12 protein-coding genes are annotated in these 15,706 nt (G+C 72.8%); 5 read left to right on the top strand and 7 right to left on the bottom strand.

Annotated features, from left to right (window positions below):
- Positions 1-74: 74 nt before the first annotated feature.
- On the bottom strand, positions 75-1,058 hold the full coding sequence (locus tag ACFFGY_RS18630; RefSeq protein WP_377046029.1) for a serine hydrolase domain-containing protein: 984 nt from the start codon (positions 1,056-1,058) through the stop codon (positions 75-77).
- A 243-nt stretch (positions 1,059-1,301) separates the two neighbouring features.
- Here ACFFGY_RS18630 and ACFFGY_RS18625 point away from each other — a divergent pair, with 243 nt between their 5' ends.
- The 4 genes from ACFFGY_RS18625 (at position 1,302) to holA (ending at position 6,650) form a co-directional block, all read left to right on the top strand.
- Positions 1,302-2,252 (top strand): hypothetical protein, encoded by a 951-nt coding sequence (locus ACFFGY_RS18625; RefSeq protein WP_377046028.1) that lies wholly within the window; start codon positions 1,302-1,304, stop codon positions 2,250-2,252.
- 180 nt (positions 2,253-2,432) lie between these two features.
- On the top strand, positions 2,433-5,045 hold the full coding sequence (gene leuS / locus ACFFGY_RS18620; RefSeq protein ID WP_377046027.1) for a leucine--tRNA ligase: 2,613 nt from the start codon (positions 2,433-2,435) through the stop codon (positions 5,043-5,045).
- Between the two features lie 9 nt (positions 5,046-5,054).
- Complete coding sequence (lptE, locus tag ACFFGY_RS18615) at positions 5,055-5,588, top strand: LPS assembly lipoprotein LptE (RefSeq protein ID WP_377046026.1); 534 nt, start codon at positions 5,055-5,057, stop codon at positions 5,586-5,588.
- 27 nt (positions 5,589-5,615) lie between these two features.
- Positions 5,616-6,650: a DNA polymerase III subunit delta gene (holA, locus tag ACFFGY_RS18610; RefSeq protein WP_377046025.1), complete on the top strand. Its 1,035-nt coding sequence runs from the start codon at positions 5,616-5,618 to the stop codon at positions 6,648-6,650.
- A gap of 352 nt (positions 6,651-7,002) precedes the next feature.
- Here holA and ACFFGY_RS18605 read toward each other — a convergent pair whose 3' ends face one another.
- Genes ACFFGY_RS18605 through mnmE form a run of 5 tightly spaced genes read right to left on the bottom strand, consistent with a single transcriptional unit; the run spans position 7,003 to position 12,614 of the window.
- Positions 7,003-7,857, bottom strand: a complete 855-nt coding sequence (locus ACFFGY_RS18605; protein ID WP_377046024.1) for a ParB/RepB/Spo0J family partition protein — start codon at positions 7,855-7,857, stop codon at positions 7,003-7,005.
- Entirely contained in the window at positions 7,854-8,756 is a 903-nt protein-coding gene (locus ACFFGY_RS18600) for a ParA family protein (RefSeq protein WP_377046023.1), read from the bottom strand. Before ACFFGY_RS18600 ends, ACFFGY_RS18605 begins: the two co-directional genes overlap by 4 nt.
- The gene (gene rsmG / locus ACFFGY_RS18595; protein ID WP_377046022.1) at positions 8,743-9,336 is read right to left on the bottom strand and encodes a 16S rRNA (guanine(527)-N(7))-methyltransferase RsmG; all 594 of its coding nucleotides are present in this window, start codon (positions 9,334-9,336) and stop codon (positions 8,743-8,745) included. The genes ACFFGY_RS18600 and rsmG overlap by 14 nt, the downstream gene beginning before the upstream one ends.
- Positions 9,333-11,234, bottom strand: a complete 1,902-nt coding sequence (gene mnmG / locus ACFFGY_RS18590) for a tRNA uridine-5-carboxymethylaminomethyl(34) synthesis enzyme MnmG (RefSeq protein ID WP_377046021.1) — start codon at positions 11,232-11,234, stop codon at positions 9,333-9,335. The genes rsmG and mnmG overlap by 4 nt, the downstream gene beginning before the upstream one ends.
- A gap of 60 nt (positions 11,235-11,294) precedes the next feature.
- Positions 11,295-12,614 carry a tRNA uridine-5-carboxymethylaminomethyl(34) synthesis GTPase MnmE gene (gene mnmE, locus ACFFGY_RS18585; RefSeq protein WP_377046020.1) on the bottom strand — a complete coding sequence of 440 codons (1,320 nt, stop codon included), beginning with the start codon at positions 12,612-12,614 and terminating at the stop codon, positions 11,295-11,297.
- Between the two features lie 221 nt (positions 12,615-12,835).
- Between mnmE and ACFFGY_RS18580 the strand changes: the two genes are divergently transcribed.
- Positions 12,836-14,869 (top strand): thioredoxin domain-containing protein, encoded by a 2,034-nt coding sequence (locus tag ACFFGY_RS18580; RefSeq protein WP_377046019.1) that lies wholly within the window; start codon positions 12,836-12,838, stop codon positions 14,867-14,869.
- On the opposite strand, the gene ACFFGY_RS18575 is transcribed toward ACFFGY_RS18580, so the two are convergent.
- The gene (locus ACFFGY_RS18575) at positions 14,857-15,657 is read right to left on the bottom strand and encodes a prephenate dehydrogenase/arogenate dehydrogenase family protein (RefSeq protein WP_377046018.1); all 801 of its coding nucleotides are present in this window, start codon (positions 15,655-15,657) and stop codon (positions 14,857-14,859) included. The genes ACFFGY_RS18580 and ACFFGY_RS18575 overlap by 13 nt on opposite strands.
- Positions 15,658-15,706 lie beyond the last annotated feature (49 nt).

Raw genomic sequence — 15,706 nt, 5'->3', positions numbered from 1 at the left:
GGCGCAGACCGCGCCGGCGCCCCGCTGCGTGACCTGATCCTTCCTCGGCACCGGTTGCGCCGAGGGGCGGGAGGTCAGGCGACCGCGCCCAGCAGCGCGGCCAGGATGCGGCCCATCGCGGGCTTGCCCACGATCCGGAAGGGTTCCACCTCGGTCTGGGCGCGGTGCACCACCACGAGGTCGTGCGCCGGCACCACGATCAGGTGGTGCCCGCCCCAGCCCCGCGCGGAATAGGTGCCGGGCGGCACCCGCAGGCCGGGCAGATGCGTGCCGTCGCGCGACAGCCACCACAACCGGCCGTAGGCACCGTCCTCGCCGGCGTCGGAAAGCGGCTCCAGCGAGGCGCGCACCCAGTCCGCCGGCACGAGCTGCCGGTCCCCCCAGCGACCCCGGTTCAGCCAGAGCAGCCCGAAGCGGGCGAGGTCGCGCGCCGACAGGGTGATCGGATAGGCGGGATGCACGCTCTCGGCCGAGGGGACATGCGTGGCGTCGCCGGGGCGGAAATCCTCCATGCCGAGGGGCGCTGCCAGCTCCTCGGCGAAGGCGTCCGGCACGCCGCGGCCGGTGCAGCGCTCGAAGATCGTGCCCAGGGCGTTGAAGTCCCAGTTGTTGTAGCACCAGTGGGTGCCCGGCGCGTGGGCGTGGCGCGGCGCCTTGAGCGTCTTCATCCAGTCGCTCTCGTAGCCGGCCGGGTGCATGATGCCCGAGCGCGCCGCCAGCAGGTCGGCCACCGTGGCGCCGCGCTCCACCTCGCTGAGGCCTTCGCTGTCCTCGATCCCGAGGTCGCGCAGCGTGGCCGCGAGGTCGACCTGCCCGCGTGCCACCGCGATCCCGAACAGGGCGCACAGGATCGACTTTCGGATCGAGCGCGCGTTGGCGCGCCAGGCGGGATCGCCCAGCCCGTTCAGGGGGCGGCCGTCGCGCACCAGGAACAGCCCCGCGGAGCCGAGGCTCTGTGCCAGCGCCGTCGCACGGGCGAAGCGGGCCGGGTCGAAGCCGGCGGCCGCGGGGTTGGGCCAGGATGGCCAGGTTTCGTGCGGCGCGGGGGAAACGAACATCGGGGTATCATGGCGCCCTCCGGCGGAGCGGCCAAGCAGGACGTGCCTTCGGCACCGAGCGGAAGGCCATCCCGTGTTCCGCGCGACGGCTGAGAGTTGGAGGCCCGAACACAATCGGCGGGCACGCACAACTTTGCATCTTCCCCGCAGTTGTTGGGCTGATCGGACGACCGTCCAGCCCTGTCCGTGCGACCGAGCCCGGAACAGGCCCTGGTGGTTTCTTGAACAAAGGAAGCAGCCACCATGCAAAGCCCTACCAGCGGATCGCCCCACGGGGCGAGCTTTCCCGCGGGCACCGGCCCGGCGACCGTCGAGGGGGCGCCTTCCGTCCGCTCCCGCATCTCCTGGGGCGCGATCTTCGCCGGCGCGGTGATCGCGCTCGCGATCGGCCTGATGCTCAACGTCCTGGGCGCGGCCGTGGGCGCCACGCTGGTGGACGCCACCAGCCGGCAAACGCCCGACGCCTCGAGCTTCGGGATCGGCGCCGGGATCTGGCTGCTCGTGGCCAACCTGATCGGCCTGGCAGTCGGCGGCTACGCGGCGGCCCGGCTGTCGGGTACGGCGGACGGAACCGACGGGACGCTGCACGGCTTCGCCGTCTGGGCCGCGACCTTCCTGGTCTCGGCGGTGCTGCTGGGCAACCTGGTCGCGGGCGTCGGCGCCACGGCGGCCAACGGCGTGGCGGGCGTGGTCGGCAGCCTGGGCCGCGGCGCGGGCTCGCTGGTCTCCGGCATCGGCGAGCAGGCGGCGAACCGCACCAGCACCTCCTCCATCCAGTCGGCCACGCAGTCGGTGATCGACCGCGCGCAGAACGCCCTGAGCGGTGGCGGCGGCGATCCGGCGGCCATGAACTCCGACCAGCGCAAGGCCGAGATCGGGACGCTGGTCGGGCGCCGCATCACCGACGGCAACCTGTCGCAGGGAGATCGTGACCGGCTGAATGCGCTGGTGGCGGCCGAGTACAACATCTCGCCGCAGGACGCGCAGGCGCGGGTCCAGGGCGCCGAGCAGCAGGCGCAGCAGGCGATGCAGCAGGCCGAGGAGCGCGCGCGGCAGGCCGCGGACGCCGCGGCCAAGGGGGCATCGGTCGCCTCCTTCTCGGTGTTCGCGACCATGCTGCTGGGCCTGATCGCCGCGGTGCTCGGCTCGCGCCTCGGCACCCGGGCGCTGGTGGCGGCACGCGGCGGGCGCTGACGGCGGAGGGCCCGTGCCCGGCGGGGCGCGGGCCGCCTGACAGGCCGGAACGACGTCGCCTGAGGGATGGCATCAGGAGGGGCATCGTTCCGCCAGGCCGGCGCCGCCTCGCAAAGCAGGGCAGCCGTGGCAGCGGCACACTTCCCAGGCGCGGAGCGGGGGCTTAATCCTCTCCTCCAAATGTCCTCGACCCAGATCTCCCCGCCGGACGGCACGGGCAACGACGCCCCCGCCCGCTACGACTTCGCCCAGGCCGAGCCGCGCTGGCAGCGGCTCTGGGAGGAACGCGGCTGCTTCCAGGTGCCCGACGTGCCGGCACCGGGCACGCCCAAGGCCTACGTGCTGGAAATGTTCCCGTATCCTTCGGGCAAGATCCACATGGGGCACGTGCGCAACTACACGCTGGGCGACGTGATCGCGCGGCACAAGCGCGCCACCGGCCACGCGGTGATGCACCCGATGGGCTGGGACGCCTTCGGCCTGCCGGCCGAGAACGCGGCGCGCGATCGCGGCGTGCACCCGGCGACCTGGACCTACAGCAACATCGCCAACATGCGCGCCGAGCTGAAGAGCATGGGCCTCTCGCTCGACTGGACGCGCGAGTTCGCCACCTGCGACCCGGAATATTACGGCCAGCAGCAGGCGCTGTTCCTCGACTTCTGGCGCGCGGGCCTCGTCGAGCGCAAGGAAAGCTGGGTCAACTGGGACCCGGTGGACAACACGGTCCTGGCCAACGAGCAGGTGATCGACGGCCGCGGCTGGCGCTCGGGTGCGGTGGTCGAGAAGAAGTCGCTGAGCCAGTGGTTCTTCCGCATCACCAAGTTCGCGCCGGAACTGCTGGAAGCCCTGGATGGGCTGGAGCGCTGGCCCGAGCGCGTGCGCACCATGCAGCGCAACTGGATCGGCCGCAGCGAGGGCGCCCGCGTGCGCTTCGCCCTGACCGAGCCGGTGGAGGGCACCGACGAGGTCGAGGTCTTCACCACCCGCCCCGACACGCTGTTCGGCATGAGCTTCCTGGCGGTTGCCGCCGAGCACCCGCTGGCCGCGGCCGCCGCGGCGCGCGACCCGAAGGCCGCCGAGTTCGTGGCCGAGTGCCGCGCCATGGGCACCTCGGAAGCCAGCATCGAGCAGGCGGAGAAGCGCGGCTTCGACACCGGCTTCCGCGTGAAGCACCCCTTCATCGAGGGCGCGAGCTTCCCGGTCTGGATCGCGAACTTCGTGCTGATGGAATACGGCACCGGCTCGCTGTTCGGGTGCCCGGCGCATGACCAGCGCGACCTCGACTTCGCGCGCAAGTACGGCCTGCCGGTGGTGCCGGTGGTGCTGCCGGCCGGCACCGAGGCCGCGACGTTCACGGTGGGCGACACCGCCTTCACCGAGGACGGCACGCTGATCAACTCGGGCTTCCTCGACGGGCTCGACGTGGCGGCCGGCAAGCGCGCGGTGATCGACGCGCTGGAAGCCAAGGGGGTCGGCCGCGGCGTGGTGAACTGGCGCCTGCGCGACTGGGGCGTGTCGCGCCAGCGCTACTGGGGCTGCCCGATCCCGGCCATCCACTGCGAGGCCTGCGGCGTCGTGCCGGTACCCGCCGACCAGCTGCCGGTGCGCCTGCCGGAGGACGTGGACTTTTCCCGCCCGGGCAACCCGCTGGACCATCATCCGAGCTGGAAGCACGTCAGCTGCCCGCAATGCGGCAAGGCAGCGCGGCGCGAAACCGATACCTGCGACACCTTCGTCGACAGCTCCTGGTACTTCGCCCGCTTCACCGCGCCGAAGAGCGACGCGCCGATCCGGCGCGAGGCCGCCGACAGCTGGATGCCGGTGGATCAGTATATCGGCGGCATCGAGCACGCGATCCTGCACCTGCTCTACTCGCGCTTCTTCACCCGCGCGCTGCACAGCATGGGCCAGCTTTCCACGCCCGAGCCCTTCGCCGGGCTGTTCACGCAAGGCATGGTGACGCACGCCTCCTACCGCGCGGCGGATGGCCGCTGGCTCTACCCGGAGGAAGTGGTGGTCGCCGCCGACGGGTCCGCCACCAGCCGCGACACGGGCGAAGCCGTGACGGTCGGACGCGGCGAGAAGATGTCGAAGTCCAAGAACAACACGGTGGACCCACGCGCCATCATCGGCCGCTACGGCGCCGACACCGCGCGCTGGTTCATCCTGGCCGACAACCCGCCCGACCGCGACATGGAATGGTCCGAGGCCGGTGTCGCCGGCGCGCACCGCTTCGTGCAGCGCCTGTGGCGCCTCGTGCACAACGCACTCGACGGGCTGCCGGGGCCGGAACTCGCGCCGGGCGAGGGCGGGCGGGCGCTGCGTCAGGCGACGCACCGCGCCATCGCGGCCGTGACCGAGGCCTGGAGCAACTTCACCTTCAACGTCGGCGTGGCCCGCCTGTACGAGTTCACCAATGCCATCGAGGCCGCGAAGGATGCCGATGGTGCCGCGCGGCGCGAGGCGCTGGAGGTGCTGGCGCAGCTGATCTCGCCCGCCATGCCACACCTGGCGGAAGAGCTCTGGTCCATGCTGCGTCCGAACAGCGACCGGCTGGTGGCGGAGCTGCCCTGGCCCGAGGCCGACCCGGCGTTGCTGGTGGCGGATACGGTGAAGATCGCGGTGCAGGTGCTGGGCAAGCTGCGCGGCACCGTCGAGGTCGCGGCGGATGCCGACGAGGCCACGGTGCTCGCGGCGGCCGAGGCGGAGGAGAACGTGGTGCGCGCCATTGCCGGCAAGCCGATCCGCAAGCGCATCTACGTGCCCGGCCGCATCGTCAACTTCGTCGTCTGAGGAGGGGTCATGACCCGAGGGATCACGCGTCGCGCTCTTCTCGGCTCCACCCTGCTGGGCGGGGCGGGGCTGCTGTCGGGATGCGGCTTCCAGCCGCTCTACGCCACGCGCGACGGCGGGCCGCCCACGGCCGAGCTCGCCTCGGTGCGCGTCGGCCTGATCCCGGACCGCAGCGGGCAGCTGCTGCGCCGCGCGCTGGAACAGCGCTTCGGCTCCGGCAGCGGGGTGCCCGGGCAGTACGAGCTCAAGACCACCTTCCAGACCGGCATCGAGCAGGAGGGCTTCCGCCGCGACGGCGTCGCCACCCGTTCGCGCATCACCGCCACGGCGCCCTGGCAGCTCTACACCATGAGCGTGCCGCCGGTGCTGGTGGCGAGCGGCACCGAGCGGAGCTTCGATGCCTGGAACATTCCGGACAACCAGTTCTTCGCGGCCGATGCCAGTGCCGACGCGGCGCAGCAGCGCCTCGTGGTGGTGATCGCCAGCGACATCAGCGAGAAGGTCGCCCTCGCGCTGCGCGCCCGCAACCGCGGCACGACCTGAGCGGAACGGCCTGGGGACAGGGCACGCTTGCCGAAGATCGAGCCCCGGCGCGTCGCCGCCTTCCTGCGTGACCCCGGCAAGACGCGGCTGGTGCTGCTGCACGGCGACGATGCCGGGCTGGTGCGCGAACGTTCCGACGCGCTGATGCGCGCCGTGGTGGGCGGCGACGATCCCTTCCGCGTGGCGGAGCTGTCGCGCGACCAAGCGCAGCGCGGCGGCGCTCTGGCCGGCGAGGCGGCGGCGCTGGCTCTGACCGGTGGCCGGCGTTTCGTGCGGGTCCGCGACGCCACCGACGCCGTGGCACCGGCCGCGCGCGAGGTGCTGGCCGGCCGTGGCGAGGCGCTGATCGTGCTGGAAGCGGCGGAACTGTCGCGCGGCTCCAAGCTGCGCGCCCTGGCGGAAGGGCCGGGCGAGGCGCTGTCGCTGGAATGCTGGCGCGAGCACGGCGCGGCGCTGTCCGCCAGCATCACGGAGATCCTGGGCGAGGAGGGCGTGACGGTGGAGCCCTCCGCGCTCGACTGGCTGGCCGAGCGCCTGGGCGACGACCGCCGGCTGATGCGCCGCAGCCTGGAAAAGCTCGCCCTCTACGTGGGACGCGGGAACCGGGTGGGCGAGGAAGACGTGCTCGCCTGCCTCGATGAAGGGCTCAGCGCCGAGATCGGCGAGGCGCTGCTGGCCGCCACGGCCGGCGACGTGCTGCGCACCGATGCCCTGTTGGAAGCGGCGATGACCGAGGGCACGCATCCGGTGGCGGCGATCCGCGCCGCCCTGCGCCACGTGCAGCGCCTTCACCTCGCCTCGCTGGCGGTGGCGGCGGGGCAGCCTCCCGGTGCCGCGCTTCAAGCCCTGCGCCCACCCGTCTTCTTTCGCGACAAGCCGGCCTTCGAGCGCGCCCTGCGCATCTGGCGCCCCGCGCCGCTGGCCGAGGCCGGTGCTGCGCTGCTGCGCGCGGAAGCCCGGGTGAAGTCCGGTGGCACCGGTCGCCCGGTGCCGGATGGTGCGGTGGCACGCGAGGTGATCCTGTCGATCGCCCGCCGTGGGGCGGCGCTGGCCCGGCGATAGGCGGGAGGCGTTGATACCGTGGCCAGGAGGGAGAAAGAATTCTCCCTCCCGGACCCACCCTCATCTTTTTCCGGGACGCTGCCGCAGGGCGGTGGGTAGCGGGTGTGACAACTGCAGGCCGGCTCGGATGAACAGGCAGCCCGCGGACAGGTTCGTGCGCCCGAGGTCCATGACCTCGGGCGAGGAACGATGCCGCCTGCGCGAGGAAGCAAAAGCTTCCTAAGCTAAATCATCCCGCGACCACGACGGACGTGGCCCTGCGGCAGCACCCACGCGGGTCTGGGGAGGCCGTTGCCTCCCCAGCGGAGGGTCCGGGAGGCAGCGCCTCTCGGGACAGCGCCACGCAGAAAGATCAGGCGTGCTCGTTCGGCTGCAGCAGCCGGATGATGCCTTCGAGCTGATCCAGATCCTTCCAGGCCAGCACCAGCTTGCCGCCCTTGCCGGCCCGCTTGATCGCGACGCCGAGGCCGAGCCTGTCGCCCAAGCGGCGTTCCAGATCCCGCGTCTCCGGGTCGGAGGCGGTGCGCGCGGCGTTCGGCTTGGCCGGGGTGGCGGCCGCCAGCGCCTCGGTTTGCCGGACGTTCAGGCCGCGCGTCACCACCTGCTCGGCCAGCTTCACCGGATCGGCGGCGGTCAGCAGGGCACGCGCGTGACCGGCGGTGAGGGAGCCGGAGGAAAGGAGGGCGCGGACCTTCTCGGGCAGGTTCAGCAGGCGCAGCGTGTTGGCGACGTGCGAGCGGCTCTTGCCCACCGCCTGACCCAGGCCTTCCTGCTTCAGCCCGAACTCGTCGAGCAGGCGCTGGTAGCCGATCGCTTCCTCGAGCGGGTTCAGGTCCTCGCGCTGGAGGTTCTCCACGAGACCGGCCGCCATAGCGGTGCGGTCGTCGAACTCGCGCACCACCACCGGCACCTCATGGAGGCGAGCCAGCTGCGCCGCGCGCCAGCGGCGCTCGCCGCCGATGATCTGCCAGGTTCCCGAGGCGTCCGGCTTGGGTCGCACCAAGATCGGCTGCAGCACGCCGTGTTCCTTGATGGAGGCGGCGAGCTCGGCCAGAGCCTCGGGCTCCATCGGGCCGCGCGGCTGGAAGGGACCGGGCTCGATCGCCTCGATCGGCAGGTGGCGGGCGATCTCGTTGCCGGAGGTGGCGGCGGGGGCGTCACCCAGCAGGGCGGACAGGCCCATGCCGAGGCGGGCGGGCTTCTTCATGACTTCACCGTTCCGGTGTCCTGGTTTCCGGTTTCCGCCGCACCGGCATCGCCACCCTGTCGGGCCACCGTGCCAGCTTGCCGCTTGCGCGCGCGCTCCCGCTTCAGCAGCTCGTGCGCCAGTTGGATGTAGGCCTGCGCGCCAAGCGAGCGGCTGTCGTAGAGGATCACCGGCAGCCCGTGCGAGGGCGCCTCGCTGACCCGGACATTGCGGGGAATGGTTGTGTCGAAGACCTTGTCCTTGAAGAAGGATCGGACGTCGGCGCCCACCATCTCCGACAGGTTGTTGCGACGGTCCACCATGGTCAGCACGATGCCCTCGAGCTCCAGCGCCGGGTTGAGCCCGCGTCGGACGCGGTCGAGCGTGCGGGCGATCTGCGACACGCCTTCGAGCGCGAAGAACTCCGCCTGCAGCGGCACGATCACCGCATGGGCGGCCACCAGGGCGTTGAGCGTCACGAGGCCGAGCGAGGGCGGGCAATCGAAGATGATGCGGTCGAAGCCGGCCAGCACCTCGGCGCCGGCATCGAGCGCGTCGGCGAGGCGGCGCTCCCGCCGTTCCTCGCCCACCAGCTCCACCTCGGCCGCGGCGAGGTCGGAATCCGCGGCGAGCAGCGACAGGTTGGGGATCGGGGTCGGGTGGATGACCTCGGCCAGCGTCTTCTCGCCGGTGAGCAGGGCGTAGGTTCCGGCGCCGCGGCTGGTGCGCGGCACGCCCAGGCCGGTGGAGGCGTTGCCCTGCGGGTCGAGGTCGATCAGCAGCACGCGCTCGGTGGAGGCCAGCGCGGTGGCGAGGTTGACGGCGGTGGTGGTCTTGCCGACGCCGCCCTTCTGGTTCGCGAGGGCAAGGCGGCGGGCGGGGCTCGCGCGCCTGCGGGATGAAGTCTCAGAGGCCGGCACGTCGTATCCCGGAAATGCGTAGGAGGCTGGCAGCGGGGTCGGTTCGGCTGGGGAACCGCTCCACCGCCATGGACCATGAGGGAAGGGCCGCGGTCAACTCATCCTCGGCGGTTCTTCCTTTGGGAAACAGCGCGATACCCTCGGGTGCCAGGAAGCGCGCCGCCCAGGGCAGCAGTTCCGTCAGGGGTGCCAGGGCGCGGGCGGTCAGGACGCCCAGCGGCGGCAGGCTGACATCGTCGATGCGACGCGGATGCACCGTGACGTTGCCGGCCCCCAGTTCCGCCGCGGCCGCCTGAAGAAAGGCGGCCTTGCGCTTGTCTGACTCCACGAGGTTCCACAGCCGCCCCGGATCGGCCAGCGCCAACACGAGGCCCGGCAGCCCGCCGCCGGAGCCGAGGTCCGCGGCCGGGGCGTTGTTCTCGGGCAGGAGGGGGAGGAGCTGCAGCGAATCCTCGACGTGGCGGGTCCGGAACTCCGCCGCGTCGCGCGGGGCGATCAGGTTGATGCGCTGGTTCCAGCGCAGCAGCATGGCGGCGTAGGCATCCAGGCGCTCCGCTGTTTCACGTGGAACAGGGATCATGCTGCGGTGTTCTCCAGCCTGGGGGAGGTGGCGCGGCGGAGATAACCTGCCAGGGCCGCGATGCCGGCGGGCGTGATGCCGGGAACGCGGGTGGCGCTGCCCAGCGTGGCGGGGCGGGCGAGTTCCAGGCGCTGGCGCATCTCGGTGGACAAGCCGGGCACGAGGTTGAAGTCGAGATCGGCCGGGATGTTCAACCGCTCTTCCCGCTCCAAGAGGCGCATCTCCGCTTCCTGGCGGCGCAGGTAGGGGGCGTAGAGGGCTTCCGCCTCCAGCTGGGTCCGGACATCGCGCGGCAGGTCGCGCAGCCAGGGGAAAGCGGTTGCGGCGTCGAGCTCCGGCAGCGACAGGAGCTCCAGCACGCTGCGGCGGCGGCCATCCTCATTGATCGGCAGGCCCTGGCGCGCGAGCTCGGCCGGCGTGGCGCTCTCGGCCTGGGCGCGGGCGAGGGCATCGCGAACGGCCTCAGCGAAGCGGCGATGGCGTGCCGCGCGCTCCGGTCCGACGCAGCCCCAGCCGATGCCGGTCTCGGTCAGACGCAGCCCGGCATTGTCGGCGCGCAGCGACAGCCGGTGCTCGGCACGCGCCGTCAGCATCCGGTAAGGCTCGCTCACGCCCTGGGTGGTGAGGTCATCCACCAGCACGCCGAGATAGGCCTCGGAGCGCAGCAACAGCCGATCGCCGGAGCCGGAAGCGCGTGCCGCGGCGTTGAGGCCGGCGAGCAGCCCCTGCGCCGCCGCTTCCTCGTAGCCGGTGGTGCCGTTGACCTGCCCGGCCAGGAAGAGGCGAGGGACGGTCTTCACCTCCAGCGTCGGGCGCAGCGCGCGGGGGTCGACGTGATCGTATTCCACCGCGTAGCCGGGCCGCAGGATCACCGCGCGCTCCAGCCCGGGGATGGTGCGGATCATCTCGTGCTGCAGGGCGGCGGGCAGGGAGGTGGAGATCCCGTTGGGATAGACCGTGGGATCGTCCAGCCCTTCGGGTTCCAGGAAGATCTGGTGCCGCTCGCGCTCGGCGAAGCGGGTGACCTTGTCCTCGATCGAGGGGCAGTAGCGCGGCCCGCGCCCGGTGATCTGGCCGGAATGGATCGGCGCGTGATGCAGGTTGCTGCGGATCAGCGCGTGCGTTTCGGCCGTGGTGCCGGTGATGCCGCAGGCCACCTGCGGGTTGGTGACCGCCTCCGTCATCCAGCTCAGCGGCTCGGGCTCCGCATCGCCTTCCTGCCGTTCCAGCGCGGCCCAGTCGATCGTGCGGCCGTCGAGGCGCGGCGGCGTGCCGGTCTTCAGGCGGGCCATCGGCAGGCCCAGCGCCAGCAGCGACAGCGCCAGTCCGACCGAGGGCGCGTCGCCGACGCGGCCGGCCGGCTGGCGCTCGGGCCCGGTGTGGATCTCGCCGCGCAGGAAGGTGCCGGCGGTGATCACCACGGCGCCGGCGCTTAAGTGCTCGCCGCCGTTCAGGATCACGCCGGTCACGGCGCCGGAGGCATCGCGCTCCAGCCCTTCCACCGCGGCGGCGCGCAGCGTCAGGTTCGCGGTTTCCTGCAACAGGCGCTGCACCGCGGCGCGGAACAGCGCCCGGTCCGCCTGCAGCCGAGGCCCACGCACGGCCGGGCCCTTGGAGCGGTTGAGCAGCTTGTAGTGGATGCCGGCCGCGTCGGCGGCGCGCGCCATGATGCCGTCGAAGGCATCGACCTCGCGCGCCAGGTGGCCCTTGCCGACGCCGCCGATCGCCGGGTTGCAGCTCATCTCGCCCAGCCGGTCGAGGCGATGGGTCACGAGCAGGGTGCGGGCGCCGCAGCGGGCGGCGGCGGCGGCGGCCTCGGTTCCCGCGTGGCCGCCGCCAACCACGATCACGTCCCAGGAAGCCGTGCCCCCGGACGTCGTGTTCGGAGTGGTGTTCATGGGGTGGCCCTATAGCGCGAGGCAGGGGTGCCGGTCGCGCCCGGAATAAGCGGGTCGGCTTTACTTGCCGATGCAGAAGCTGCCGAACACCACGTCCAGTACGTCCTCCACCCCGACGCGACCGCTCAGCCGGCCGAGCGACTGGCTGGCCTGACGCAGCGCCTCGGACACCAGCTCCGGCACCGGCGCGTCCGCCGCCGCGGCGAGGTGGCGGGCGGTGTCTTCCAGCGCGGCACGGTGGCGCGGACGGGTCAGCAGGCTGCCGCCGCCGGCGCGGGACGCGACCTCCTCCTCGAGCCGGGCGCGCAGCGCGTCGAGGCCCTGGCCGGTCAGTGCCGAGACGGCCAGCGCCGGCTCGCCCGCCACGGTGGCGGGCAGGGGCGAGGGTGCGAGATCGCAGCGGCTGAGCAGCACCAGGCAGCGGCGCCGGCCGAGGACCGCCAGCGTTTCCCCATCCGGCGGCGCGTCGGCGGCGAAGAGGGCCAGGACGACGTCGGCCTCCTCGCCGCGGCGATGGGCGCGGCGGATGCCCTCGGCCTCAATCTCGTCGGCACCGTCGCGCAGCCCGGCGGTATCGGCCAGCGTCACCGAGACCCCCGCGATGTCGAGACGGGCTTCCACCACGTCGCGCGTGGTGCCGGCGCGGGCGGACACGATGGCAGCCTCCCGCCCCACCAAGGCGTTGAGCAGCGAGGACTTGCCGGCATTGGGCGCACCGAGGATGGCGATGTCGAGGCCTTCGCGCAGCCGCTCGCCGCGCCCGCCATCCGCCAGGGCCGCGGTGATCTCGCACGCCAGGGCGGCGGCACCGGCGCGGACCTCGCCATCAAGGCTGGAGGGCAGGTCCTCCTCGGCGAACTCGATGGCCGCTTCTTCCTGCGCCAGCAGGGTCGTCAGGCGCCCGGCCCAGTCCCGAGCCTGCCGGGCCAGCAACCCGCCCGCCTGCGCCAGCGCCTGTTGCCGCTGCGCCTCGGTCTCGGCCTCCACCAGCTCGGCGATGCCCTCGGCCTCAGTCAGGTCGAGCTTGCCGTGCAGGAAGGCGCGCCGGCTGAACTCGCCGGGCTCGGCCGGGCGGGCGCCCAGTGCCGCCAGCGCCTCGCCTACCGCGGCGATCACCGCGCGGCCGCCATGGAGGTGCAGCTCCGCCGCGTCTTCGCCGGTAAAGGAGCGCGGCCCGGGAAACCAGAGCACCAGGGCGCGGTCCAGTGCCGCGCCATCCCCCCGCCGCAGCGTCCGCAGCGTGGCCATTCGGGGTGTGGGGAGCGTGCCGGCGAGGCTGCGGATCACCGCGGCGCAGTTCGGGCCGGACAGGCGCAGAACCGCCACGGCGGCGCGGCCGGCGCCGGTGGCCAGGGCGAAGATGGTGTCGGCATGGCTCATGGCCTCAGGCAGTTGCGACGGCGGGGGGCCTCTGTCCAGGGCTTCCGGCGGGCGGGCTTCCCCGGTCCGGCAAGCAGCCCCGGTCCGGCGCCCCAGCGACGGGAGTTGCGCAACGGCACGACCGGGCATGGGCTCCGGCAGCTGGACGTGCCCCCGTGGCGGACGCGGCGCAACGTCCAGGGCGCGCGGCGGTTACGGCTCCGACAACCCAGGTGTGGCCCATGTCCTCCGACCGTTTCCCGCCCGAGAACCTCCTGCGCCACGAGGCCAGCCCCTACCTGCTGCAGCACGCCGACAACCCGGTGCACTGGCGGCCCTGGGGCAGCGCGGCGCTGGCGGAGGCCGAGGCGACGAGGCGGCCGATCCTGCTCTCGGTGGGCTACGCCGCTTGCCACTGGTGCCACGTCATGGCCCATGAGTCCTTCGAGGACCCGGACACGGCGGCGCTGATGAACAGCCTCTTCGTCAACGTGAAGGTGGACCGGGAAGAGCGGCCGGAGATCGACGCCGCCTACATGAACGCGCTGCACCTGCTGGGCGAGCAGGGCGGCTGGCCGCTGACCATGTTCCTGACCCCCAAGGGCGAGCCCTTCTGGGGCGGCACCTACTTCCCGCCCGAGGCGCGCTGGGGTCGGCCTTCCTTCCGCGAGGTCCTGCAAAGCATCGCGGCCACCTTCGCGCGGGAGCCGGACAGGGTCGCGCAGAACACCGCCGCGATCACGCAAGGGCTGGAGCGCATGTCGGCCAGCCATCTCGGGGCGCTGCCAGATCCGAAACTGCAGGAACGGGTGACCGAGGCCGTGCTGGGGCTGCAGGATGCGGCGCAGGGCGGGCTGCGCGGGGCGCCGAAGTTCCCCAACGTGCCGGTCTTCCGTTACCTCACGCAGATGGGCTTCCGACTAGGGGAGCCGCGCGCGATGGAGGCCGTCCACCTGCTGCTGCGCCACATGAGCCAGGGCGGCATCTGGGACCATCTGGGTGGCGGCTTCAGCCGCTACAGCACCGACGACCGCTGGCTCGTGCCGCATTTCGAGAAGATGCTCTACGACAACGCCCAGCTGCTGGAACTGCTGGCACTGGCCTACGCACACCGCGCCGACGCCCTTTACGCCACGCGGGCGGAGGAGCTGGTCGCCTGGCTGGAGCGCGAGATGGTGGCCGAGAACGGCGCCTTCGCCGCCTCGCTCGATGCCGACAGCGAGGGCGAGGAAGGGCGCTTCTACGTCTGGACGCGCGCCGAGGTGAACGCGGTGCTGGAGCCCGCCGAGGCGGAACTGTTCAGCGGAGTCTACGACGTTTCGGCCGAGGGCAACTGGGAGGGCCGCTCGGTGCTCAACCGTTCCGCCCATCCCGACCCGCTGCCGGAACCCACCGAAGCGGCGCTGGACGTGGCGCGGGCGAAGCTGCTCTCGGCGCGCAACCGGCGGGTGCGGCCGGCGCGCGACGACAAGGTTCTGGCGGACTGGAACGGCCTCACCGTCGCGGCACTGGCGCGCGCGGCGGCGGTGTTCGACCGGCCGGACTGGCTGGCCATCGCGCGGCGGGTCTTCGGCGCGGTGGTGCTGACCATGGGCGCGCCGGACGGCCGGCTGCACCACGCGTGGCGCGGCGGGCGGCACACCGCGGCGGGGCTGCTGGACGACCAGGCCGCCATGGCGCGCGCGGCGCTCTCGCTCCATGAGGCGACTGGCGAGGATGGCTACCTCGAACAGGCGATCGGCTGGGCCGAGGCGGCGGACCGCCATTTCCGGGCCGCGGATGGCGGCTACCACGGCAGCGCCGACGATGCGGCCGACGTCCCCTACCGCGTCCGCACCGCGGGCGACGGGCCGGTTCCTTCGGGAAACGGGCTGCTGGCGGAGGTGCAGGCGCGGCTGTTTCACCTGACCGGGGAGCAGCGCTGGGCCGAGCGGGCCGAGGCGACCGTGGTGGCCTTCACGGGGCTGGAAGACCACCTCGCGGCGATGCCGACGCTGATGGCCGCCGCCGACCTCCTGCGCGACGGGCGAAGCGTGGTGGTGGCGGGCGAGGGCGCGGCGGCGGCAGTGCTGCTGCGCGCGGCGCTGCGGGCGCCGGACCCGGCCACCGTGGTGCTGCGCGCCGAGGAAGGCAGCAGCCTGCCGCCGCTGCACCCGGCCGCCGGCAAGGGACCGGTGGAAGGCTTGCCGGCCGCCTATCTGTGCCGCTCCGGCCGCTGTGGCCTGCCGCTCACCGCTGCGGCGGCGCTGACCACCGCGCTGCATCAGGCCGACTGAGGCAGGGTCACCCGGCGGGCGGGCTCGGCATGGTTGTCGAGCTCCCGCCCCAGCGCCGCCACCAAGTCGAGGAAGCGGTTGCGCACCTCGCGGGCATGCGGGTTGTCGCGCTCGATCGCCAGGAAGACCTCCTGCGCGTCGTGGCGGACCATCTCCACCGCCTGCATCATCAGCTCGAAGGAGCGCGTGCTCAGGCGGGTGGGAAAGGGCTCCATCCGCACCAGCACCTTGGCGATCAGGTGCGTCAGGCCCTGCACCACCGCGGCCTCGCGGTCATGCGCCTCGGGCGTGCTGAGAAAGGGCCGCAGCCCGAGGCGGGAGCGCAGCAGCGCCGCCAGGCGACGCGCCGGCCGGGTGCCGCGCACCGGGCAGACCGCGACGGAAAGGCCGCGGATGCCGCCGGCGGCGCTCTGCGGTCCGAAGAGCGGATGCGTGCCGACCGCCTCCACGCCAAGTGGCAGCAACTCGCGCAGCAGCGCGGCCGGCCGCTGCTTCACCGAGCCGACATCCACCACGAGGCTGCCCGGCCGCAGGTGCGGGCGGATGCTCTCCAGCACCTCGCGCAGCCGCTCCACCGGCATGGCCAGGATCACCACCGGGCAGGCCGCCGCCCCGGCCAGCGTCGCGAGGCGAACGCCGTCCCGTTCGCCCGCCTGGGGCAGCAGGGGATCGAAGGCGAGCAGCGGGGCATGCGGCTGCAGGTACCGCGCGATCAGCCGGCCGAAGGCGCCGAAGCCGATCAGGCCGACCGTCGGGGGCAGGGCGTGGAGGGAGGAGGGAAAGGTCATGTGAGCATCCGGCGGAGGCTGCGCCGCGGGCGCACCGACCGGATGGGGC

Origin of the sequence: Roseomonas elaeocarpi, from assembly GCF_042433915.1 — a bacterium.
In the GTDB taxonomy this organism is placed as follows: domain Bacteria; phylum Pseudomonadota; class Alphaproteobacteria; order Acetobacterales; family Acetobacteraceae; genus Roseomonas; species Roseomonas elaeocarpi.
The sequence above is the reverse complement of the archived record's forward strand: the minus strand, read 5'-3'. Positions and strand labels throughout refer to the sequence as shown.